Below are 22,662 nucleotides of genomic sequence, written 5' to 3'. Positions count from 1 at the left end.
GGCGCGGGCGGCGCGGCAGGGGGCGGCGCAACCGCCGCGGGCCCCGGCGCGCCGTGCGCAGGCGCCGCCGCCACACGGCGATAGTAGATGCGGTCGAAGAAAGGTACCTCGACGTACATGCGGTCCGCTTCGACGAAATGGAAGCTGAGGCCGATGTTCGCTTCGGTCTCCAGCGTCACCTCGTCATCGTCTTCGGACAGGCCGATGAGCGGCACCTGGACGCCGGCTTCACCGGTGGCAAGCATGGTGCGCGTGATCTCGAGCTCGGGACCGAGCGGCAGCTTCAGGCCCATCAGCTCGAAGCGCTCGGCGCGCCAGTGTCCGATGATGCGGCTGCCGTCCTGTTTCGCACAGCCCTGGAGCAGCAGCGCCATCGTCAGCGCAACGATGGCCATTGCGCAATCACGCAAGCGCATGGCTTAGGCGCCCGCCGGGCGGAATTTCTTGACCAGCTCGGCGAAGCGCGGGTCGGCGCGCAATGCATCCAGGTCGGTATCGGCGTCCATCTCCTTGAAATGCGTGAAACCGGCCATGAACGCGGCTTCGAACTGCTGCAGCGCCTCTTCCGTGCGAGCCTGCTTGAGGCGCAGGACGGCCGTGTTGTAATACACCAGCGGCTGCTCGGGAGCACGTTCACGCGCCGCGGCGAGTTCCTTCTCGGCATCGTCCAGCTTGCCTTGGGCCATCTTGGCGATGGCGACCTTCAGCATCTCATTGGCAGCGGCCTTGCTGCCCGCCGCCTCGGCTTGCGCCGCCTTGCCGTCGACAAGATGGGCCTCTCCTTCGCGGCGCAGCACGGCCGTTTCGTCGGCCGAGGGCGCGATGCCGACCTGGCGCTCGCCTGCCGCAGGGGCCGGCGCCGCCACGGCTTGCGCAGGCTCGCCGGAAGCCTGGGCGGCCACGACCGTTTCCTGCGCGCCCCCCTGGTAATAGGCGTAACCGCCCCCGGCGGCGAGAACGACCAGGACCGCCGCGATGGCCAGCGGCACCGCGCCAAAGCGCGGCCCCTGGCGGCCGGCCGTGATTTTCGGCTCCAGCAGCGTCGAGCAGCCGGGGCACTTCAGGTCTTCGCCGGGCTCGCGTTCAAACACTTCGCCGGTATTGGCACGCTCGCAATCGCCGAGCGTGGGGCATTGGTACTTCGCCATGATGTGGATTCTTTCCTTGTTGATCTGATGGTTCGGCGGCCGGCCCTCGCCGACCGCCGTGCAATGGTCAAGCCGCCAGGCCGATGATCGAACGTACCTGGCCGCTCATGCTGTGCAGGAACACGTAGCCTGGATCCCTGTCGTCCTCGCCGGCGGCAACGAAACGCTCGGTCGCAAACTGCTTGTAGGCTGTCAGCAATTCGTTCTTGCGGTCGATGTGCTTGAACTCGGCCTCGATGCGCCGGCCGACTTCGCGCTCGACGTGCCGTTCCAGCTCGGCCGACTGGTCGCCGTGCAGCACTTCTTCCCAGCTGCGGCCGGCCAGCACCTTCGATGCCGGCATGCCGTCGTCCTGATAGACGAAAGCCCACTCCGGCAAGCCCGTGCTGCGGCACTGGCGCTCCTTGAGCATGCCCATCAGGCGCGCCACCAGCAGCATCGGCTTGCGCCGCGCCTGCGCCTGCAGCTCGGCCGACGACCGCGCGTACAGCGACGGCAGGCGCTCGCCGTTGCCCGCGCCGTGCAGCAGGAAGGACTCGTTGTGATCCTTGAGCAGGCCGTCGTAATGGCGCTTGAGTTCGGCGAGGGTTTCGACGAAGCGCACCGGCATCATCGAGGCGATCTTCATGATCACGATCTGGTTCGGCAGGTGGCCGGTGGCGACCTTGGTGTCCGACACCGGATCTTTCTGGTCTTCGAACACCTGCGCCAGCGCGGCGCGGAACGGCGCCTGGTGGGCGCACTCCGGCACGAACACACCGACCGTCTGCGTGCGCCCCTGCGAGCCGCCGGCATTGTTGGCCACGGTCCGGTCGACTTCGGTTTTGTTGTAGGTCAGCATGCCGCCGGCCTCGTCGTAGAGTTCGCGGACGAAGTCGCGCAAGCCCTCGGCGTTGGCGTCGTATTTCTTCTGCAGGCGCTCGACGATGTTCACACGCAGCACCGGCGGCAGGTTGGCCGCGATCTCGGCATGCGCCAACTCGACGATCTGGGCCGACTCCTGGGACAGGCAGCCGATGATGCTGCCCAGGCTCAGGCTTTGCAGGAGCTGGTCGAAGGAGCCGACGTCGGTGCCGCCCAGGTCGATGATCGCCTGGCGCACGCGCTGGGTACGGGCAGCCTGGGCTGCCTCGTCCACCGTGATCGCCTTCATGATGCTGGCGATGGCGTCCTGGTCGAAGACCCGCTTCTGGTAGGCCGCATCGTGCGGCTGCAGGCGGTTCGAGCGCTCGTTGCCGAAACGCTTGGTGGACTCGGCCAGGTTCTGGTGCAGCTCGTCGATGCGGGCGCGCAGGTGGTTCAGCTGTTCCTTCACGAACGGGACCAGGCCGGCCGCGAACTTGAGGCCTTCGAGCGTGGTACGCAAGACATACAGTTCCTGGTACTGCGTCGCGATATCCGAGAACAGCGCGCTACGCTTGTCGGTCAGGTGCTTGCCGAAGAAGCCGACCTTGTTGAACTGTTCGTTCAGTTCGCGGGTGCGCAATTGCACCGCCTGCTCGGCAGCGGGCATCTTCGCGATACGGTCGGCGTAACCGGCCAGGCGCTCTTCGAGCATGGCGATGAGGGCGTCGGTCAACTGCCGCAACTGGATCAGGGAGGCGCTGCCCGCCCTCCAGCGGCCGAAGAACTCCTTTTCGATGTGGCGGCCGATATGGCGCGCCATTTCGACGCGCGCATTGGTCTTGACCTCGTAGAACTTGCGCACGCCGCCCATGGTCCGATAGGTGTCGTCGAACACCTTCGCCAGGCGGGTGTTCAGGGCCGGGACCCAGGAGGTCTGTTCCAGCGCGGTATCGGCCTTGATCTCGGGCACCAGTCGGCTGACGATCTGCTTCCAGTATTCGCTGGCGGGCTTCCAGCTGCTGTTGCGGGCATCGTCCTCCAGGATGCCGGTCTCGAGCAGCAGGTGGGCGTCGCTCAGCAGGAGGGACTGGGCGGTTTCGGGCTTGCGCGCCTCGAAGCCCCAGTCCTTCTCGACCGCTTCGTCGGCATAGCCTTCGCCCTGGCGGAAGTTATTGAACATCAATTGTCGGGCTGCCTGCTCAGCAAAGCCGTAGGCAAGGTATTCCTTGATTTCCTGCTCGGGAACCACGACGCGCTTGATGCCGAAGGTCAGGAACAGCTTGGCACGGGCCTTGCCGATGTCCTCGTCGCTTTCGAAGTTCTTGATGTCGTTCTCGCCCTTCTCGGCGCGGCCCAGGCCTTCCCATTCCTTGTTCAGCGTCTTCTGGTAGATGAACTCGGCAACGATCTTCGGCACCTCGGATTCGACTTCGAACTGGATGTTGTGTTCGTTGACGTTATTGACCAGGTAGCAACCGTTGAAATAGGTGTCGTGGTGCAGCGGCTGCCCATCGAGCAGATTGACCGGGTGATATTTGCCGACCGCCATAGCGTTCAGTTCGGCAAGCGCCGCGTAACCGTTCGCGTAGTAGTTCGAGAACCCGGCGACATCCTTGACGCGCTTGGAATTCTTTTCCGGCAGCAGCGCATACACCAGGATCCGGTACTGATCATCGTTCGGATACTTGTGGCGGATCTGCGCGACCGCGTCGACCACCGAACCGCTGCCGGTACCGCCTGCCAGACCGCACACCACGTGAATGGTGGCCCCCACCTTGCCGGGGCTGGCCTCGAGCTCGGAGACGCGGCCCTCGACTGCCTTCACGAAGCTGGCCGCATTCTGCGCGAACACCAGGCGGCCCAGTTTGCGGCGCTGTGCCGCACCGGCGATACCCGGCTTGACGAAGTCGAAAATGCTGCGCGGCTCGATCCAGTCCTTCAGTCCCGGGAAGGACGCCGGATCGTCGAGGACGGGGCGGACATTGCTCGCCGTGTTGATCAGGTATTCGCTACGGTTCAGGCCGACATCCTTGCCGAGCACTTTCCACTCTTCCTTCTTGTCCAGCTCGTCCGTGGAAGTGTCGATGTAGAGGTAGCCGAAACGCGCCGCCGAACGGTGCGGGTCCTGCGCATCCTTGTTGCGCTCGATGGTCTTGCGGATCTGGCGGATGATCTTGCCGCCGCTGCCGCCCAGGCCGATGATGAGGTGATTGTTTGACATGGTTGCCTTGGTTTCTTGTGTCGTCAGTGGCGCGCCCGGCACGCCCGCGCATTACTCATGAGCGAGATTAATTTTCAGGAGCAGGTTCGTGTCTTTCTTGGCACTGGCTTTCTTCACGACGTAGGAGGCGACCTGGCCGCCCTCGCCCGGTTCCGGATCGTCGCTGAACACGATGGCCTTCGACGCATAGGCCGGTTGCCCGTCCTTGCAATCGGCGGGCGCGTCTTCCTTGAAAGTAATGGCTTTCGACGCGAAGGCGGGACCGTCGAGGGGCGCCGATGCCGATGCCATGCGGTCGACGCCGCACATGCCGCCGTTGCTCAGTCCGGCGACCAGGTCGGGCTGGTCCTTGCCGACGATCCCGGCGACGCCGCCCTTCATGGGCGTCGGGGACAGGAATACCAGCAATTGCTCAGCGCCCGGCTTGGCGTCGAATTCGAATGCGCCGCGCGACGGCAGGAACACCGTTCCCATGGCATTGACGTAGTTGTCCTGCCCCGCGACCGGGAAGATCTGCGCCAGATTGCCGTCTGGATCCTGGTTCAGCACGTAGACGTAGGAAGGCCGGCTGACCTTCACGCCCAGCTGGAAGCGGTCGCCGCTCTTGAAAGTACGGTTGGCCAGCACGTCGCGCGTCGAACCATCCGCGTTCTTGAGGCGGATGAAATAGCTGGCGCCGACCCGTTGCGCGGCCAGGGTCTTTTTCTGCTTGGGTTTGGCGTCGTTTTTTGCCAGCACCGGCGCCGGGCTGGCAGCGGCTGACTTTTTCCCGGTCGAGGCTGAAACGACCGCGCCGTCTTCGCCGAAAAACAGCGACTTGGCGCTGTAGGCCTGTTCGGCACAGGCAGCGCCCGACATGAGCAGGAGGGACGCTAGGGTGATTGCTTTTTTCATGTGCTGTCCTGATGGATGAATAGAGAGCGGCGGTCAGAGCGAATTGCGGTCCGCCGATTTCGTTGCGAAGTGACGCGGGACCTGGGTCTGCTTGCCGCGCGTGACTTCGACGGCCTTCCTGCTGGTGAATTCACGCGCCTTTTCGAACGCCGGTTCGACGTGCCCCTGGGCTTCGTCGAGATAGGCAAAGAATGCCTGCGTGAAGAACGAGCCCTTGAGTTGGCGGCCGTCGAGCTGGAAGATGCTGTCGGGATTGCCCGGCGCCAGCGATTCCTCGCCTTCGCTGGTGGCGGTGATGATCGTGTAGGCGCGCTCGGTGCCGAGGTCGTCGGCGAGCGTGCCGCGAGCGGCGCTTCCCGCGCCAGGCTGCACGCCGCCATCGAACGTCTGGCGAATGCCTTTCGAGGTATAGGCAGGACCGGTCCACGACGCCAGCGAAATGCCCGCGCGTTCCGGCACGCCATTGTTGGCGCGGGCTATATAGCCGGCACTGGCGTCCGGCAAGCCCCGGAGCATCTCCCCGCTGTAGCAGGTATCGATCAGGATGCGGGTGTTCCTGGTCGGCTTCTTCGCCAGGCGCTGGACCAGCGTGTCCGAGACCGCGGTGCGCTGCAGGTTGAGGTAATAGTCGGTGCTGTTGTCGATCGCGGCATCGCCCGAATCCCAGGCGATGATCGACATCCTGCGGCTGTCGCCGCCTTGCGGTGTCGGCAACGGGGCGGTTCCATGCGTCGAGATATAGATGAACAAGCTGTCCTGGGGCAGCAGCTCGCTCTCGATACGGGCCAGCGCGGCCTCGATCGCGGCCTTGGTGGCCTGGCGTCCCAGCAGGGAAGTCACGTTGTAGCCGGCCTTTTCGGCCGAGCGCTTGACGACCAGCGCATCGTCCTCGCCCGGCACAGGCCTGAAGTGCTTGCTGTCCCTGAAGGTGTTGATACCGACCACAAATGCGATGCGGCGGCCCGGGCGCGCATTGGTGCGCTGTGCTTGCGCGTTCGCCGCCAGGGCCTGGCGCGCTTCGGTTTCCCAGCGCGTCACGCTGACGTTTTCGGGGTAGAACGGCGAGGTCGACTTCAGCCCGACGATCGACTGCACGATGACAAAGGCGCGGTCGACCTCGTCCTCGTTGGCATAGCTGCCGGCCAGGCGCACGCGGCCGACGCTGTCACGGGTCAGGCGCGCATTCACCAAGCCATTCTGGCGCAGCTTGAGCGCGATGGTATCCAGCAAAGGCTGCGGGACCTTGTACGAATAATAGGTAGGTTCGTAGCCGTGCATCTGGCTGGCGGCACAGCCACCGAGCAGCAACACCGACAGCACCGCCAGGGTGCGGATGAGCATCTGGATCATGGAAAATGGAGTCATTGCCGGCGCGCGCCAGCGCCCCGCCCACGCAGCCGGTCAGAACGGCTGACGCGGACCGGATGCCGGCCGGCGCGCTGGTGTTGGATTAGATGACGTTGACGCTGCGCGACAGCATCGTCGGCGGCTTGCCACCGGCCGCGGCGCTGATTTCGATGCGGTAGGTCGTGCCTTTGGCCGCATCCGGCGGCGTCGGCAGCTGGATGGTTTCCTTCGAACGCCCGGCCTCGACGACGCGCGTCGCCGAACTGGCCGACGGGAACGGCATTTCCGCTTCCTTCCCATCGGTCGTGACAAACAGCTTGCGCTGGAATACCACTTCGGTCTCGGCGTCAGTGGGTGTCATGACATCGAAGATGGTATCGATGGCAAAGCGCTCGCCCGGCTGGACGGAGGCCGGCACCTTCACGTCGTTCAGGTGCACCTTGATGCCTTCGCGCGCCTGGTAGCCATGTTCCTTCTTGACTTGCTGGTAGCTCTTGGAGGGGTCGCGCACCAGGCTCGATTCGGTGATCCACTGCGGATTCTTCTTGTTGCAGTTGTCGATCGCGGTGTAATAAGCGGTGGCGAAACCGGCCACGCCGCCGGCAGCGGCGCCGATAGCGGCGGCCTTCAGGGCCTTGTCCTTCTTGCCTGAAAATAAAGCACCGCCGAGTCCGGTGACCAGGCCGATCGCCGCGCCCTTTGCCGTCAGGCGGATCTGCTCATCCTTCGTGCACGCATCGAGGTCGGCGTAGGCGGACTCCTGCGCCAGCGCGCCGACCGAATACACACATGTCATCACCGCGAGGATAAGGCCTCGCATCCGAGTTTTTGCTGTTCGCATGTTTTCCCCAGTTTTTGGTTATATGGCCGGCGCCGCAAAACCACGTGGGGACGTCTAGGTAAGGATATCGATACGCCGCCCAGTTCACGCGTTCGCATTTCGGCTGACTGGGCAGTATGGCAGATATTTTTTTTAGGAAACTATCCAATTGTCACTATATGTAGACATTTAGAAATTCTTGTTGTCGATTTTACTTCCCGGCCCGTGATCACCGGTACTGGTACAGCGGCCTCCTGACCACGATCGGCCGGATATCCAGCCGCACGTTATAGATCGAATACGCCTCGGTCGCCGCCGACATGTAGCCCACGCTCTCGCCGGTACGCGAGAACTTGAACTCGAAGCCCAGATCGGGTTGCACGCCGTGCGGGCTGTCGAGGGTGAGGCCGATGGCCTCGGGCTGGTCGCTGTCGATCAGCTTGCCCATCAGGTCGACCACGGTGCTGTTGCCGAGGATGTCGGCCGAGAACAGCGGCTCGCGGTAATACGGCCGGGCCGGGTCGAGGCGGCCGTCGGCCTTGTCCTGGGCCGGCGTGAAGGTGTGGCTGGCGATGTTGAAGCGGTCGCCGTTGTCGAGGTAGCTCAGGCGCACATTGCTGACGTTGAACGGTCCCTTCTGGGCGTTGGCCGCCGACAGGTCGACCACCAGCGCGCCCTTGTAGCCCAGCACTTCGACGTCGCGGTTCGGGCTCACCACCATCGCCGTGTTCTCGTCGATGCCCAGGCCCAGCTTGTAGCCCTTCTGCAGCATCGCCGGCAGCATGCGCGCGAAGCGTCCGCGCACCAGCAGGTGCTGGTCGACGAACACGTCGTCGCCGATGAAACCCAGTCCCGGCGTGATTTCCTGGCCGTCGGTCAGGCCCAGCTTCAGGGTGGCCAATACCGGTTTCGGGTGGCCGAACATGGTGCTGCTCATGATGGCAGCGCCGGCGCTGGTGCCGGCGATCACGCCGCCGCGCCGGTACATGTCCCACAGGGCGTCGAGCACCAGGGTGTTGGCGCCGTCGGCGCGGCGCAGCGCGCGGGTGATGCGGGCCTGGTCGCCGCCGGCGAAGTAGGCGCCGCCCGCGGACCGTACGGCCGCTGCGATGTCGGGGTTGTCGGCGGCGGCCTGGTAGTCGGTGCCGGTCAGGCGCACCGCCACTGGGACGAAGAAGGCGTTCGCGCCGTACTTGTTGAGGCGCTCGACCAGGCTGGCGCCGGCTTTTTCGGGATTGGCGGAAGCGGAAGCGAAGACCGCGATGCGGGCGCCCTGCCCTCCGGCTAGCTGGACGATGCGCTCCCAGACGGCCGCGTTATCCGGACGCAGCGCGCCGCCGATGATGACCAGCGAGCCCTTGGGCGCCGCCTCGGCGGCGTGCACGTGCATACCCGCCAGCATGGCGGCAGCCAGGACGACGGAAACAGCGAACCGGGACATGCGGCGCTCCTTCTCGGACAGGACAAGCGTAAGCCTGATTCGAGAAGGATGTCGCCATGTTGAGACCGCTCAGGAGAGGTAAATGTTGGGGAAATATCGCTCCATCAAGTTCTCGGGCTGACGCGGTGTGGTGAAACCGAAACGCTCGTAGAGGCTGTGCGCATCGGTGGTGGCGAGCGTGAACCGGCGCAGGCGCTGCAGGCTCGGATGGCGCAGCACCGCCGCCACCAGCTGCTTGCCGTAGCCATGGCCGCGGTACTCGTGCACGACGAACACGTCGGCCAGGTGGGCATAGGTGGCGAAATCGGTGACGACGCGGGCGAAACCGACCTGGCGTCCATCGAGGTAGGCGCCGAAACAGAGCGAATTCTCGATGGCCCGCTCGACCAGCGGGCGCGCGATGCCGACCGCCCAGCCCGACTGCTCGCTGAGAAACCGGTAAATCATCGGAATGTCGAGCCGCGACTGGTCGGTACTGACCTCGAAACTGGAGTCGTTGGTAGTCATGTGCCTGGAGAAGCTGGCAAAAAAACCAATTCTAGCGCCGTTTGCACATTCGATAAGTTCCGATTGCGCGCGCCCTCCGGCCTTGACGCAACAGCCCTGGATCAGCGGTTTTGCAGGTAACGCTCCGGCAGGGCCAGGCCGGCGTCTTCGGCGCGCCAGACGAGATTGGCGATCCACCAGCGCCTGCCGTCGTGGTAGAGCTGGATGCTGTTGATGCCGCGCATGAAAGGTTTGGCGTCGTGCGGCGCGCGCAGCAATTCATAGGTGCTGAACACGTGCACCAGCTGGCCGAAGGCCTCGGTGCTGCGCGCGATCTCGCGCTCGTAGAAACCGTTCGTGTTGAAGGCGCTCATGTTGCGGCTGATGTAATCCTCGACCGTCATCGTGCGCAGCGCGAAGCCGCCGCCCGGTTGCGGGACGATGGTCGACAGCTTGGCGTCGGGCGCGAACAGGGCGCGCATGCGGTTCCAGTTGCGCGGCGCGCCGGCCGGACCGGAGATGACCTCGTACAGCGCGCTCACCGTGGCATCGACCGAGGCGCCGTCGGCTTCCTTCACCGCCGCCGGCTGGGCCAGCGCCGTGGCCGGGACCTGGACCGGCGGCTGGTGCTGGGCGGCGGTGGCGCTCGCGCACAGGGCGGCAAAGGCGAGCGGGAAGCAACGTGCGATCATGTCTTTCTCCTGGGCGATGCGTTAACAATCGCATCATCAGCGATTTCGGCCGGCTTGTCATCCGCCCCCGGCGCCGGCGGCAGGCCCGCGTCGCGGTTTATAATCGAAGAAATCACACCGGAACTTCCCCCATGACCGCACAACTCTCCAAGAAAGCCGAAGCCTGGTCGGCACGCTTCTCCGAACCCGTTTCCGACCTCGTCAAACGCTACACCGCCTCGGTGTTCTTCGATAAACGCCTGGCCCTGTTCGACATCCAGGGCTCGCTCGCCCACGCCGAGATGCTGGCCGCGCAAGGCATCATCAGCCAGGAAGACCGCGCCGAGATCGAGCGCGGCATGGCCCAGATCAAGGGCGAGATCGAGGCCGGCAGCTTCGAGTGGCTGCTCGACCTGGAAGACGTACACCTGAACATCGAGAAGCGACTGACCGAACTGGTCGGCGACGCCGGCAAGCGCCTGCACACGGGCCGCTCGCGCAACGACCAGGTCGCAACCGACATCCGCCTCTACGTGCGCGCCGCGATCGACGACATTGTCGCCCTCTTGAACGGCCTGCGCGGCGCCCTGACGGACCTGGCGGAACGCCACTTCGACACCATCATGCCGGGCTTTACCCACCTGCAGGTGGCCCAACCCATCACGTTTGGCCACCACATGCTGGCCTACGTGGAGATGTTCGGCCGCGATGCCGAACGCATGATCGACGCGCGCCGCCGCGTGAACCGCCTGCCGCTGGGCGCCGCCGCGCTGGCCGGCACCACCTTCCCGATCGACCGCCTGCGCGTGGCCAAGACCCTGGGCTTCGAGGACGTCTGCCACAATTCGCTGGACGCCGTTTCCGACCGCGACTTCGCGATCGAGTTCACCGCCGCCGCTTCCCTCATCATGATGCACGTCTCGCGCATGTCGGAAGAGCTGGTCATGTGGATGAGCCCGCGCGTCGGCTTCATCGACATCGCCGACCGCTTCTGCACCGGCTCGTCGATCATGCCGCAAAAGAAGAACCCGGACGTGCCGGAACTGGCGCGCGGCAAGACCGGCCGCGTGTACGGCCACCTGGCGTCCCTGCTGACCCTGATGAAAGGCCAGCCGCTGGCCTACAACAAGGACAACCAGGAAGACAAGGAACCGCTGTTCGACACCGTCGACACCGTGCTCGACACCCTGCGCATCTTCACCGACATGGCCGCCGGCATCACGGTCAAGCCGGACAACATGCGCGCCGCCGCCCTGCAGGGCTACGCCACCGCGACCGACCTGGCCGACTACCTGGTCAAGAAGGGCCTGCCCTTCCGCGACGCCCACGAAGCCGTGGCGCACGCCGTGCGCGCCTGCGACGACGCCAAATGCGACCTGGCCGACATGTCGCTCGAGACCCTGCGCGGGTTCTCGCCGCTGATCGAAGAGGACGTGTTCGCCGTGCTGACCCTGGAAGGCTCCGTCGCCGCGCGCGACCACGTCGGCGGCACCGCGCCGAACCAGGTGCGCCGCGCGATCGAGCGCGTGCGCGGACAACTCGCGGAATAATATTTCGACGATAGGGCGGCATGACGGGCGGCAACGCCCGCCATGCCGCTTTTTTTTCGCCCTGCGCTCTTACCCGCCGCGCTTGTCCCGCCCGCGCTGCCTGGCCTCCTTCATCAGCGTCTTCCACTTCCCGCGCGCGGCAATCCGCTCCAGCGGCGTCTGCTCGGCGCGGCGCGACTCGCGCAGCAGCTTGCGGTAGTTGCGCAGGCGGTCGGCATCGACCTGTCCCCGCACGGCACATCCCGGTTCGCTCTCGTGGCTACAATCGCGGAACTGGCAGCGCCCGGCGAGAAGAGCGATATCGTCGAAGGACAGCGCCAAAGCGTCTTCGTCCGCATCCGGCTGCCAGGCGCGCAAGCCCGGCGTGTCGATGATGCAGGCGCCGCCCGGGCAGCGGTGCAGCGAGCGCGCCGTGGTCGTATGGCGGCCGCGGTCGTCGCCGTGGCGGGTGCCGCCCGTCGCCTGCGCGCTGCCGGTGAGCGCGTTGGTCAGCGTCGACTTGCCGACGCCCGAAGAACCCAGCAGCACCAGGGTCTGTCCGGCGCCCAGCCAGGGCGCCAGCACGCCGCTGTCGCGCTGCCCGGCCGGATGCAGGACCAGCACCGGGACGTCGGCCGGAATCCGCTGGCGCAGCTGGGCGAACTTGTCCGCGGCGTCGGCGCCGATGTCCTCCTTGGTCAGCACCATCACCGGCGCCACCCCGCAGGCACGCACCAGCGCGATGTAGCGTTCCATGCGGCGCGGGTTGAAGTCGTTGTCGAGCCCCATCAGCAGGAGCGCCGTATCGACGTTGCTCGCCAGGACCTGCCGGCCCGCGGGCGTGCGGCGCGTCAGCCTGGCGAAGGGTTCGAGGATGGTAGCGATCCAGTGCTCGCCGCCGTTATCCGTGACGAGCACCCAGTCGCCGACGACGGCGGGCTCGGAATAGCGAAGATGGCGCGCGCTGAACGATGTGTGGCCATCGGTCAGGGTCATCCAGTCGCGCTGGACGGCGGTGACGCGGGCCAGGCGCTGCCCCGGCGGGCTGGACGTGAGTTGTGAAACGAAATGCTGCTTGAATCCGATCCCCTGCAGGGTCGGGAAGTCGATGTCGATCATGACGAGTTTTCCAGTTCGATGAGCGCAACGGGCGTGCGCAGGCGGCTGTGCGTCAAAAGCGCAGCGTGTCGAAGAATGGAAGGTCGGCGCTAACGCGCCCGCGACATCGTCGTGATGAACGAGCGGTGTGGGAGCGGGTCAGGCGGCCGACCGGAGGACGGTATCAGGCTGGTTCATGCGTCGTCTCCCGGGTCGTGTGAAAGAGCCCCCATTCTGGCGAGGCATTGCCGGAACGTCAAGATGCCTGCGTCTTTCCGGTCGAAGCGTTTCTGGTTGCCGCGTCGCCCGTTCGATGTCAGCATGCATGCTCGACAACGACACCGCCCCCACATGGACATCCAGCTCTGGCTGATCTGTTTCCTGACCTTCGTCATCCACCTGATCGGCACGCTGGCCTATTCGGTGCGCATCGCCGGGGTACGGACCCGGCGCATCGCCGTCTCGTTTGCCCTGTTCAGCATCCTGGTGCTGGTTTCGCGTACCTCGAACTCCTTCCTCGGTCCCTTTCTCGCCAAGCGCGTGGAATCGAACCTGGCCGGCACGGTCAGCACCGACCTGCTGTCCGACTTCCGCTGGCTGTTGATCTCCGCCTCGCTGGCAACCGTCGCCGGCGCCCTGCTCATCCCGACGTTCCAGCGCGTCTTCTGCCGCGCCGTCGAGCACTTCCAGGTCCACCGCTCGGTGCCGAAGCTGATCCTGCACGGTTTCTTCAAGGGCGGCCTGTCCTTCGTGAAGGACGCCGCCACGCTCCCGGCAGCCGCGCACGTGGGTAACCTGCGCAGTACGCGCAGCGTGTCGTGGTCGATCACCCTGCTCAACGTCGGCGCCAGCGCGCTCTGGACCGTGGGCGTATTCGCCGCCTTGTATGCCGGCGCGCTCGACCCGGCGGTGCGCGTGACTTCCAGTACCCTGTCGTCGATCATCAACGGCGGAGCAACCATCATGATGGCGGTGTTCATCGACCCGCACCTGTCGGGCATGACCGACGACGTCGTCGAAGGACGGCTCAGCGAGGCGGAGTTTCGTGGGGCCATCGTCTGGCTGGTCGGCAGCCGCCTGGGCGGCACCTTGCTGGCGCAACTCCTGTTCGTGCCCTCGGCCATGCTGATCGTCTTCGTGGCGCAGGCGCTGTAAGTTGAACCGCCAACAGAAGACCGCCTGCAATGGGGCTAGACTCCCGTGTAAGCCATATCGCAGGGGAAGCACATGCAGCGCTACAAGAACCGCAACGGCGAATCCGGCGTCGTCGCCTATGACATCGCCGCGCGCTCGATCACGGTCGAGTTCAGGGATGGCGACCGCTACCTCTACACCGACCAGAGCGCCGGCGCCGAAAACATTACCGAAATGCAGCGCCTGGCAACGCTGGGCAGCGGCCTGTCGACCTACATCAGCCAGGTGGTGCGCGAGCGCTACGCACGCAAGCTGAACTAGGGAAGCACTGATTTATTCTGGCGCGCAGGAATCGGGCGCGAAAAATGTAGCCGGCAAGGCGTAAACCGGAGCGATACCGGGGTATCGCGAGGATTTACAACGCAGCAGGACGCATTTTCTCGTGGCCGAGGCCGCTGCCATGAATAAATCAGTGCTTCCCTAGGGCCGGAGGCGTCCGCCACGATCTGCGCCGGGCGGCTACACTAGCCGGCTGATCCGCCTATCGAGAAAGCCCAGCAAGTGAACAAGACTACCCTCCCCGACCGCGCCTACGCCGCCTTCCTGTTCGACATGGACGGCACCCTGCTCACCTCGATCCGCTCCGCCGAGCGCGTCTGGAGCACCTGGGCGCGGCGCCACGGTCTCGACGTCGAGACCTTCCTGCCGACCCTGCACGGCAAGCGCACCCACGACACCATCCGCCAGCTCGGCCTGCCCGGGGTCGATCCGATCGCGGAAGCCGCCTGGATCACGGCGGCCGAGATCGAGGACGTGGCCGACATCGAGGCCATCGAGGGCGCGGCCGCCTTTATCGCCAGCCTGCCGCCGGAGTGCTGGGGCATCGTCACCTCGGCGCCGCGCGCGCTGGCCATGGCGCGCCTGAACGCCGCCGGCCTGCCTTCGCACCGGCTGCTGGTGGCGGCCGAGGACGTCGAGCACGGCAAGCCGGCGCCCGATCCCTTCCTGCTGGGCGCGCGCAAGCTCGGCGCGGCGCCGGCCGACTGCCTGGTGTTCGAGGACACGCTGACCGGCCTGAAGTCGGCCGCCAGCGCCGGCATGGACAGCATCGTCGTCACCGTCACCCACACGCATCCGCTGGAGATCACCGTGCCGGCCGTGCTCGACTACGCCGACCTGCGCGCCGAGGCCGGGCCGGACGGCCTGCGCGTGCTGCGCAAGCGCGGCTGAAGCGACACGGCCTTGTAGGGTGGGCACCCCGTGCCCACGCGTTACGCACGTCTCTGGTGGCCCGTAATCGCGGCATGTCGCCCGTGAAGCATCCGGCAGTCAGCACCCAATGGATGATCTTGTGAACCCTGCACAGTGATATCGTGCGAGCGACGTTTCCTTCCACGAGTCCGGGCGAGACGACCGAAACGCGTGGGCACAGGGTGCCCACCCTACGAGCCGCCCTGCCCCGCTTCCGGCATGATCCAGAACAGCGCCAGCACCACGTGGACCGCGGCGCCCAGCGGCGCGTACCACAGCGACAGCAGGACCGCCGCCGCATACAGCAGGATCGAGCCCCGGTTCTTGCGGCTGCCCCAGGCCATCGGGTGTACGCCCGCTTCCACGTCCAGGCGCCACGACAGCAGCATGAAGGAGATCGAGCACAGCAGCAGTACCGCGCCGTACAGCGCCACCGGCAGCGGCGCCAGCGGGTTTTCCCCGGCCCAGGCGGTTACCCAGGGAATCAGCGACATCCAGAACAGCAGGTGCAGGTTGGCCCACAGGGCGGCGCCGTCCACCTTCGCCACCCGGTCGAACAGGGCATGGTGGTTGACCCAATAGATGCCCACGTAGACGAAGCTGAGCGCGTAGCGCAGCCAGCCGGGCAGCACGCCCGCCAGGTCGGCGGCTTGGGTGCCGTGCGGCGGCTGCAGTTCCAGCACCATGATCGTGATGATGATCGCGATCACGCCGTCGCTGAAGGCCTCGAGCCTGCCCTTGCCCATGGTCGGTCGCATCGTGCTCACGCCGCCTCCGGTTCCGGCAGCCACAGGTGCAGCGCCAGGATCGCCAGCGGCACGACCAGCGCCACGAAGCCGAAGGCGACGAAGGCAAAGGCCGCCGCGCCGCAGCCCAGGGCAAAGGCCAGCACCGGCCAGAAGAACTTGGCGCAGCGCGCGCGGGTAGCCGCGTCGGCCGCGCCGCGCAGGCGGTCGACGGTGTCGATCACGAGCTGGGTCACGTTCCCGGTCATCATCGAGGTCGGCGCCAGGTGGCCCAGCAGCAGCTTGCTGGCGGCGCTGTGCGCGCCCATCGCGGCCGTACCCAGCAGGCCCGCCGCCATCGCCAGCGCGCCCACATGGCGGCCCACCGGCTCGGCCAGCATGCCGAACACCATGAAGCCCAGCAGCAGCACCAGCTGCAGGACATACACCGGCCGCGTGGCCGGCTTGCCGCGCCGCTCGCAATGCGCCACCAGCAGCCGGGCGGCGGCCACGCCGAGGATGAAGGCCGGGAAGGCCAGCAGCTTCAGGAGCGATGGCGTCTGCGTCGGGTCGGCCAGCGACACCGCGATCAGCACGAAGTTGCCGGTGACGTGGGCGGTGAACAACCCGAACAAGGCGATGAAACCGAAGGTGTCGACGTAGCCGGCCAGGAAGCCCATACCCACGCCCTGGACACGCTGGAATTGTGCGCTCTGCATGGCCGGCCTTCAGAACGCGAAGCAGCTGCAACCGAACGCTCCCCAGAAGCCGCCGAAGTCGGACACCGGGACGTTCGACTTGCGGGCGCGGTCGTGTGCATGGGCGTGCACACCGCAAGGGCCGCTGCACTGGTGCGGCATGGCGACTCTCGCCTGCGGCTGCGGGGCTGCGCGGCGCCAGTGGCCCAGCACCTTCTGCACCGGCGACCATTCCGGCAGCACCGGGATCGGCGCCGGGCCAAGGTCGGTGAACTCGGCCGCGCCGTACACGACCTTGCCGCCGACGACCGTCAGCACCGACTCGATCGCCTTGATGTCCTCTTCCGGCACGGTGAAGAAGTCGTCCGACAGGACGGCAATATCGGCCAGCATGCCCTCCTGGATGCGGCCCTTGCGGCCCTGCTCGTTCGAGAACCAGGCGCTGCCCGCGGTCCACAGTTCGAGCGCGGTCTCGCGCGGCAGGAGCCCGTTGTCGCCGTACAGCGGCAGCCCGCCGACGGTGCGCCCGGTCACCAGCCAGTACAGCGCCGTCCATGGGTTGTAGCTGGCCACGCGGGTGGCGTCGGTGCCGGCGCCGACCGGCACGCCGCTCTCCAGCATGCGCTTGACCGGCGGCGTTGCTTTCGCCGCATCCGCGCCGTAGCGGTCGACGAAATATTCGCCCTGGAAGGCCATGCGGTGCTGGATGGCGATACCACCGCCCAGCGCTTTGACGCGCTCAATACTGCGCTCGCTGATGGTCTCGCAATGGTCGAACATCCAGTGCAGGCCATCGAAGGGAGTCTCGCGGTTGACCTTCTCGAACACATCGAGCATGCGCGTGATCGATTCCTCGTAGGTGGCATGCAGGCGGAACGGCCAGCGCTGTTCTACCAGATGTCGCACCACTTTCTCCAACTCGTCCTCCATGCCGGCCGCCAGCTCCGGGCGCGGCTCCAGGAAATCCTCGAAGTCGGCCGCCGAGAACACCAGCATCTCGCCGGCGCCGTTGTGGCGGTAGTAGTCGCTGCCCTGCCCCGGCGTGACCATGCCGGTCCAGCGCTGGAAGTCTTCCAGCTCGGCGCCCTTGTTCTGGGTGAACAGGTTGTAGGCGATGCGAATGGTCAGCTGGTCGTTGCGGTCGAGCTCCTCGACGACCGAGTAATCCTCGGGGTAGTTCTGGAAGCCGCCGCCGGCGTCGATCGCGCTGGTGATACCCAGGCGGTTCAGCTCGCGCATGAACTGGCGCGTAGAATTGACCTGCAGGTCGTAGGGCAGCTTCGGCCCTTTCGCCAGGGTCGCGTACAGGATCATCGCGTTGGGACGGGCGATCAGCATGCCGGTCGGGTTGCCGGCGGCATCGCGCTGGATCTCGCCGCCCGGCGGGTTCGGCGTGTCTTTCGTGTAGCCGACGGCGCGCAGGGCGGCGCGGTTGAGCAGCGCGCGGTCGTACAGGTGCAGGATGAACACCGGGGTGTCGGGCGCGGCGGCGTTGATCTCGGCCAGGGTCGGCATGCGGCGCTCGGCGAACTGGAATTCGTTCCAGCCGCCGACCACGCGCACCCATTGCGGATGCGGGGTGCGGGCGGCCTGCTCCTTCAGCATGCGCAGCGCGTCGGCGAGCGAGGGCACGCCTTCCCAGCGCAGTTCCAGGTTGTAGTTCAGTCCACCGCGGATCAGGTGCAGGTGCGAATCGTTCAGGCCGGGAATCGCCGTGCGGCCGTTCAGGTCGATGACCTGGCTGCCCGCCTGACGGAAGCGCATCACGTGTTCGGCATCGCCGACGGCCAGGAAACGGCCATCCTGGATGGCGACCGCGCTGGCCTGCGGGCGCTTGCGGTCGAGGGTGGCGAAACGGCCGTTGACGAGGATGAGGGGCGCGGCGCTGGCGGTGGATGTGCTGGTGGACTGTGCTTGCATGGTGCTACTCCGTGGTTCGCCGGGCGCTGCCGGCATGCGATGGTGAGTGGCTTGCGGTCAGCCTTTGTCGCGGACCGCTTCGGTTGCTGCTCAGGTTCCTAGCGAACCTGCGCCGGGACGGGCGCCAGCACCTCGTTCTTGCCCCCGTTGCGCGCCGGCGCCTTGTGCACCATCGTGTAGGCGTAGTCGACACCCATGCCGTAGGCGCCCGAGTGCTCGGTGACGATCCTGATCACGGCGTCATAGGTGTCGCGGTGCGCCCAGTCGCGCTGCCATTCGAGCAACACCTGCTGCCAGGTCACCGGGACCACGCCGGCCTGCACCATGCGCTGCATCGCGAAGTCGTGCGCTTCCTTGGTGGTGCCGCCCGAGGCATCGGCCACCATGTAGATCTCGTACTCGCCTTCCAGCATGGCGCACAGGGCGAAGGTGGTGTTGCACACTTCGGTCCACAGGCCGGCGACGATCACCTTCTTGCGACCGTTGGCTTTCAGGGCGTCGCGCACCTTCTGGTCGTCCCAGGAATTCATCGAGGTACGCTCGAGGATAGGGTGATCCGGGAACACGTCCAGGATCTCCGGGTAGGTGCGGCCCGAGAAGGACTCGGTCTCCACCGCCGTGATGATGGTCGGGATGCCGAAGACCTTGGCTGCCTTGGCCAGCCCGACCACGTTGTTCTTCAGGGTCTGGCGGTCGATCGATTGCACGCCGAAAGCCATCTGCGGCTGGTGATCGATGATGATCAGCTGCGAGTTTTCCGGGGTCAGGACTTCGAGTTTGGCATTGTTCATGGTGTTCTCCTTTGGTATTGTCGTTGCCGGGCCTTGCCGCGGCGGGTTTGAAATCGGTCAGCCTTGACGGGATGCGTCGGCGGCTTCGTTGTTGGCATCTGCTGCGACGCCGGTGATCTTGCTCTGGCACTCGCCGGCGAACCAGGCCCGGGTCAGGGGCACGCCCTCGATCACGCGCTTGGCCACCGGCACGACCTGTTCGCCGACCAGCATGCCCAGCAGGCCGACCAGGGCGATGGCGGGCGGCGCCGGCGAACGCACGTTGATCAGGCCGTAGAGCACGCCGGCCAGGACGCCGGCGCCGAGAGAAATCAGGTAGACCATGGTGCGCTCCTCGTTCTGTTGGGTTCTTGAAGCCGATACGTTCGCATTACCATCGACCGTCTCGACCATTTGCCGAGCTACCTGCCGCTCTGTATCGCCCCGTGTTTGCTGCGATGGAGTCATTATGCGTGGCTAAAATTGAAATGAAAAACGGAGAATTTGCAGATATATCATCGAAATTTTCGAATATCGAAAACAGTAGTGCCGCCCGCTCATGCCTGCGGCATGAAAACCATGTTTGAGTTGGATGATGAAATGAAGATTCCCGCCGTTTCCTTGCCCCTGGTCCTGCTGCCGGGCTATATGCTGGACGCGTCCCTGTGGGATGAGGTCGTGCCGTTGTTGCAGTGGGCGGCGCCGATTTACCGCCTGCCGCTTGGGCCGGGCGCTACGACGGAAGAGATTGCGCACAGCGTGGCGCAGGCGGCGCCGGAGCGTTTCGTGCTGGTCGGCTTTTCGCTGGGCGGCTACATCGCGCGCAAAGTAGCGGAGTTATATCCGGAGCGGGTGGCGGCGCTGGTGCTGGTAGCCAGTTCGCTCGAGGTCGACAGCGCAGAGCGGGCCAAAGCGAAACAGGATGCGATCAGGGCGCTCGACCCTTCCACTTTCCGCGGCCTGAGCATGGGGGCGATCGCGCAGTCGCTGCATCCGGACCGGCGCGGCGACAGGGAGCTGGTGACGCGGATCAGGGAAATGGGAAGCCGCCTGGGCTACGGTGCGCTGGTGCTGCAGTCGGGGCTGCAGCGCGATGGGATTGCGGCGGCGTCGCTGACCTGCCCGACGCTGGTGATCGGCGCGGAGCAGGATCCGCTGCGCAGCGCGCAGGAAACGCGGGAACTGGCCGAGGCCATTCCCGGGGCGACGCTGGATGTGATCGAACAGTCAGGCCATATGCTGCCGCTGGAGCAGCCGCAGGCGTTGGTCGACGCGATCAAAGCATGGCTCGGCGTGCCGGCAAATGCGCTCTAATTCCATTATAAATTTACAAACCTCCATAAACCCTTAGCTTGCCACAATGATAAAAACCGAAATATACTGAGTCGTTCCGAATCGGACACTCGACTAAGAGTAGATATTGGCACAGTAGGCCAAGTGCCTAAGTGGCCTGCTTGACTCTGGCAGTCCTATTAGGACGAAACGGTAAAAGATCAGTTGCTGGACGGCGGGTAGTGAAATTGACCCCTCTTTCATTGAACATGGAGTAACTTATTTATGCGAGTCAGCGGGGTCGCCATCCGGAATTTCCGGCGGTTGGAGAATGTTCAGATCGACATCGAAGAGCGGGAGTCAATTTTCGTTGGGCCTAACAACAGCGGCAAGACATCAGCCACTGCTATTTTCCGTTGTTTTCTTGGAGGACGTGAATTCAAGATTCATGATTTCTCTGTCGCCCGCATGGCTGATTTTGACGCCTTTATCGCTAGCGAAGATGCAGATAAGCTCCCCAAAATTAGTCTAGATCTCTGGTTCACCATCGATCCTGAAAGCATCGCCTTCGGCAGAGTATTCACGCTGTTACCAAAGCTTTCAGATTTTACGCGTGTCGGCATTAGACTTTCCTATGAAATCGAGGACGCGAAGAAACTGCGCGAGCATTATGACGCTGCCTATCCCGCGCAAGCTGACGGGACGCGTGCAAAGGCGCTGTCTCAATATTTAGCTCTTGATGGAAATCTTGCGCGCCACTGCGCGGTTCGCTATTTCTCATTAGACGAGAAATCACATGACGGGGCTCCACCTGAGATCGTGACAAGCGAGCTCGAGTCTGACGAAGGCAAGCGTCTCTTGAAACACCTAATACGGGTGGAGTTCGTCGACGCGCAGCGCAACATCAACGACGATGATAACAGTCGCAGCAATCGGCTTTCGTCGGCATTTGCTGCCTTTTACCAGAAGAATCTCGAGCAGATCGGTCATGCTGCTGAAGCACATAATGTGATCGATGAGAATAACAAACAGCTAACTGATCACTACGCCAAGCAGTTCGACCCGCTAATCAAACTGATCAAGCACCTTGGCGTCCCATCGATTAATGATCGAGAGCTGCGTATTATTTCGTCGCTTAGTCCTGAAACTGCGCTGCGTGGGAGTACTGAACTACTCTACGTTGATCCTAATCGCCAGCATGAATTACCGGAGCTTTACAACGGCCTCGGCTTCAAGAACCTCATCTACATGGCCATTCAGGCCCGGCACTTTCATTCCCAGTGGGTAATGACAGCTGAAAACCGGTCGCTATGCTTGATGATCTTCATCGAAGAGCCGGAGGTTCATCTACACGCTCAGGTGCAGCAGACCTTCATCTCAAACATATGGGAGGTGATCAATCAGTCCGCCGTGGCATCAGGTGAACCTGAGCTCCTACCGCAGCTCGTAGTTACCACCCACTCTTCTCACATCATGGAGGCCGTCGAATTCGAAAAGGTGCGCTATTTCCAGCGCTGCCACATCAATGGCGAGACAGCCGCGTCTGGCATCCGTAACGCATCTGTCGTCCGTAGCCTCCGTGCTTTCCACGCGGACGCAGAGACAATCGAGGGCAAGCTTGTGTCTCCCTCAGAATCTTTGGCCTTTCTCAAACGCTATCTACGCCTAACGCACTGTGACCTATTCTTCGCAGATGCGGCCATTCTTGTTGAAGGCGCTGTCGAAAAGCTTCTCATGCCAGCGATGATCGAAAGCGCCGCAGCGCGTCTACGAACCACATATATCACTGTGTTGGAGGTGGGCGGCGCCTATGCCCACCGTTTCGAGGGATTACTAAGCTTTCTTCACATTCCCTACCTTGTCATCACCGATCTCGATTCGGTAGTTCCTACGGGCTATCCAAGTGCCTGTCGGGCAGACGTTGTGGGCGCACGAACATCCAACGCATCTCTCAAGAAACTGTGCGGAAAGAACACTGTCGCCGATCTGATGGCTCTGACCCCGACAGAAAAACAACACACCGAAAGGGACCGGTGCATTGCTTTTCAAATAGATATTCTAGTGACTGATGGCACTGCCACTGCGACGCTTCGTCCTAGGACGCTCGAGGAAGCGATCGCCTATGAGAATTTTTGGCTACTTCGGTCTGGTACCTTGTCAATCGATATCACAATTCCGGATCTTCTAAATGATGCGTATGAAAGTATCTACAATCGAATTAGGTCGGACAGTTTCAAAAAAACAGATTTCGCTATGGACATCTTAGCCTGCACCGAGAAGTGGATTGTTCCTAACTACATTGCCGAGGGCCTGCGTTGGCTTGAAAAGCGCTTGTGCCCACCGAGTAGTTCAGCAACGGCGGCAGCAGTTGCGGTCGCGACGGGAACATAG

21 protein-coding genes are annotated in these 22,662 nt (G+C 64.2%); 6 read left to right on the top strand and 15 right to left on the bottom strand.

The features are described 5' to 3' along the window. The 9 genes from RT688_RS16670 to RT688_RS16630 form a co-directional block, all read right to left on the bottom strand. Positions 1 to 395: hypothetical protein (locus RT688_RS16670; RefSeq protein ID WP_313705971.1), on the bottom strand; the 395-nt coding region annotated here is incomplete at its 3' end. A 24-nt stretch (positions 396 to 419) separates the two neighbouring features. Beyond that, positions 420 to 1,148 (bottom strand): TPR end-of-group domain-containing protein, encoded by a 729-nt coding sequence (locus RT688_RS16665; RefSeq protein ID WP_313705970.1) that lies wholly within the window; start codon positions 1,146 to 1,148, stop codon positions 420 to 422. Positions 1,149 to 1,215: 67 nt separating this feature from the next. Further along, positions 1,216 to 4,215 (bottom strand): tubulin-like doman-containing protein, encoded by a 3,000-nt coding sequence (locus tag RT688_RS16660; RefSeq protein WP_313705969.1) that lies wholly within the window; start codon positions 4,213 to 4,215, stop codon positions 1,216 to 1,218. A 51-nt stretch (positions 4,216 to 4,266) separates the two neighbouring features. Then, on the bottom strand, positions 4,267 to 5,109 hold the full coding sequence (locus tag RT688_RS16655) for a DUF4384 domain-containing protein (protein ID WP_313705968.1): 843 nt from the start codon (positions 5,107 to 5,109) through the stop codon (positions 4,267 to 4,269). 33 nt (positions 5,110 to 5,142) lie between these two features. Further along, positions 5,143 to 6,459: a caspase family protein gene (locus RT688_RS16650; RefSeq protein ID WP_313705967.1), complete on the bottom strand. Its 1,317-nt coding sequence runs from the start codon at positions 6,457 to 6,459 to the stop codon at positions 5,143 to 5,145. Between the two features lie 100 nt (positions 6,460 to 6,559). Next, entirely contained in the window at positions 6,560 to 7,276 is a 717-nt protein-coding gene (locus tag RT688_RS16645; RefSeq protein WP_313705966.1) for a hypothetical protein, read from the bottom strand. Between the two features lie 229 nt (positions 7,277 to 7,505). After that, a complete protein-coding gene (locus RT688_RS16640; protein WP_313705965.1) occupies positions 7,506 to 8,717 on the bottom strand; it encodes a cyanophycinase in 1,212 nt (403 codons plus the stop codon). 69 nt (positions 8,718 to 8,786) lie between these two features. Next, entirely contained in the window at positions 8,787 to 9,224 is a 438-nt protein-coding gene (locus RT688_RS16635) for a GNAT family N-acetyltransferase (RefSeq protein ID WP_313705964.1), read from the bottom strand. Between the two features lie 101 nt (positions 9,225 to 9,325). Further along, entirely contained in the window at positions 9,326 to 9,895 is a 570-nt protein-coding gene (locus RT688_RS16630) for a hypothetical protein (RefSeq protein ID WP_313705963.1), read from the bottom strand. 131 nt (positions 9,896 to 10,026) lie between these two features. Between RT688_RS16630 and argH the strand changes: the two genes are divergently transcribed. Then, positions 10,027 to 11,424 carry an argininosuccinate lyase gene (argH, locus tag RT688_RS16625; RefSeq protein ID WP_313705962.1) on the top strand — a complete coding sequence of 466 codons (1,398 nt, stop codon included), beginning with the start codon at positions 10,027 to 10,029 and terminating at the stop codon, positions 11,422 to 11,424. A gap of 69 nt (positions 11,425 to 11,493) precedes the next feature. On the opposite strand, the gene rsgA is transcribed toward argH, so the two are convergent. After that, the gene (gene rsgA / locus RT688_RS16620) at positions 11,494 to 12,522 is read right to left on the bottom strand and encodes a ribosome small subunit-dependent GTPase A (RefSeq protein WP_313705961.1); all 1,029 of its coding nucleotides are present in this window, start codon (positions 12,520 to 12,522) and stop codon (positions 11,494 to 11,496) included. A 330-nt stretch (positions 12,523 to 12,852) separates the two neighbouring features. Between rsgA and RT688_RS16615 the strand changes: the two genes are divergently transcribed. The 3 genes from RT688_RS16615 to RT688_RS16605 all read left to right on the top strand — a co-directional run bounded on the left by RT688_RS16615 (position 12,853) and on the right by RT688_RS16605 (position 14,865). Next, positions 12,853 to 13,656: a lipid II flippase Amj family protein gene (locus RT688_RS16615; RefSeq protein WP_313705960.1), complete on the top strand. Its 804-nt coding sequence runs from the start codon at positions 12,853 to 12,855 to the stop codon at positions 13,654 to 13,656. Between the two features lie 72 nt (positions 13,657 to 13,728). Beyond that, positions 13,729 to 13,956: a hypothetical protein gene (locus tag RT688_RS16610; RefSeq protein WP_313705959.1), complete on the top strand. Its 228-nt coding sequence runs from the start codon at positions 13,729 to 13,731 to the stop codon at positions 13,954 to 13,956. A 240-nt stretch (positions 13,957 to 14,196) separates the two neighbouring features. Then, on the top strand, positions 14,197 to 14,865 hold the full coding sequence (locus RT688_RS16605) for an HAD-IA family hydrolase (RefSeq protein ID WP_313705958.1): 669 nt from the start codon (positions 14,197 to 14,199) through the stop codon (positions 14,863 to 14,865). Positions 14,866 to 15,077: 212 nt separating this feature from the next. Here the strand turns inward: RT688_RS16605 and RT688_RS16600 are convergent, their stop codons facing one another. From RT688_RS16600 to RT688_RS16580, 5 genes are all read right to left on the bottom strand, one after another. Next, complete coding sequence (locus RT688_RS16600) at positions 15,078 to 15,644, bottom strand: TMEM175 family protein (protein ID WP_313705973.1); 567 nt, start codon at positions 15,642 to 15,644, stop codon at positions 15,078 to 15,080. 5 nt (positions 15,645 to 15,649) lie between these two features. Continuing rightward, positions 15,650 to 16,330, bottom strand: coding sequence for a YoaK family protein (locus RT688_RS16595; RefSeq protein WP_313705957.1), 681 nt, complete (start codon positions 16,328 to 16,330; stop codon positions 15,650 to 15,652). Between the two features lie 9 nt (positions 16,331 to 16,339). Beyond that, the gene (locus RT688_RS16590) at positions 16,340 to 18,229 is read right to left on the bottom strand and encodes an amidohydrolase (protein ID WP_313705956.1); all 1,890 of its coding nucleotides are present in this window, start codon (positions 18,227 to 18,229) and stop codon (positions 16,340 to 16,342) included. Positions 18,230 to 18,327: 98 nt separating this feature from the next. Continuing rightward, positions 18,328 to 19,020 (bottom strand): hydrolase, encoded by a 693-nt coding sequence (locus RT688_RS16585; protein ID WP_313705955.1) that lies wholly within the window; start codon positions 19,018 to 19,020, stop codon positions 18,328 to 18,330. A 57-nt stretch (positions 19,021 to 19,077) separates the two neighbouring features. Then, positions 19,078 to 19,344 (bottom strand): XapX domain-containing protein, encoded by a 267-nt coding sequence (locus tag RT688_RS16580; RefSeq protein WP_313705954.1) that lies wholly within the window; start codon positions 19,342 to 19,344, stop codon positions 19,078 to 19,080. Positions 19,345 to 19,569: 225 nt separating this feature from the next. Between RT688_RS16580 and RT688_RS16575 the strand changes: the two genes are divergently transcribed. Beyond that, positions 19,570 to 20,313, top strand: a complete 744-nt coding sequence (locus tag RT688_RS16575) for an alpha/beta hydrolase (protein WP_313705953.1) — start codon at positions 19,570 to 19,572, stop codon at positions 20,311 to 20,313. A 243-nt stretch (positions 20,314 to 20,556) separates the two neighbouring features. Beyond that, entirely contained in the window at positions 20,557 to 22,662 is a 2,106-nt protein-coding gene (locus RT688_RS16570) for an ATP-dependent endonuclease (protein WP_313705952.1), read from the top strand.

Origin of the sequence: Massilia sp. (assembly GCF_032106685.1) — a bacterium.
Lineage (GTDB): Bacteria > Pseudomonadota > Gammaproteobacteria > Burkholderiales > Burkholderiaceae_D > Telluria.
Note: the sequence above shows the minus strand (reverse complement) of the source record. Positions and strands in the feature narration are given on the sequence as shown.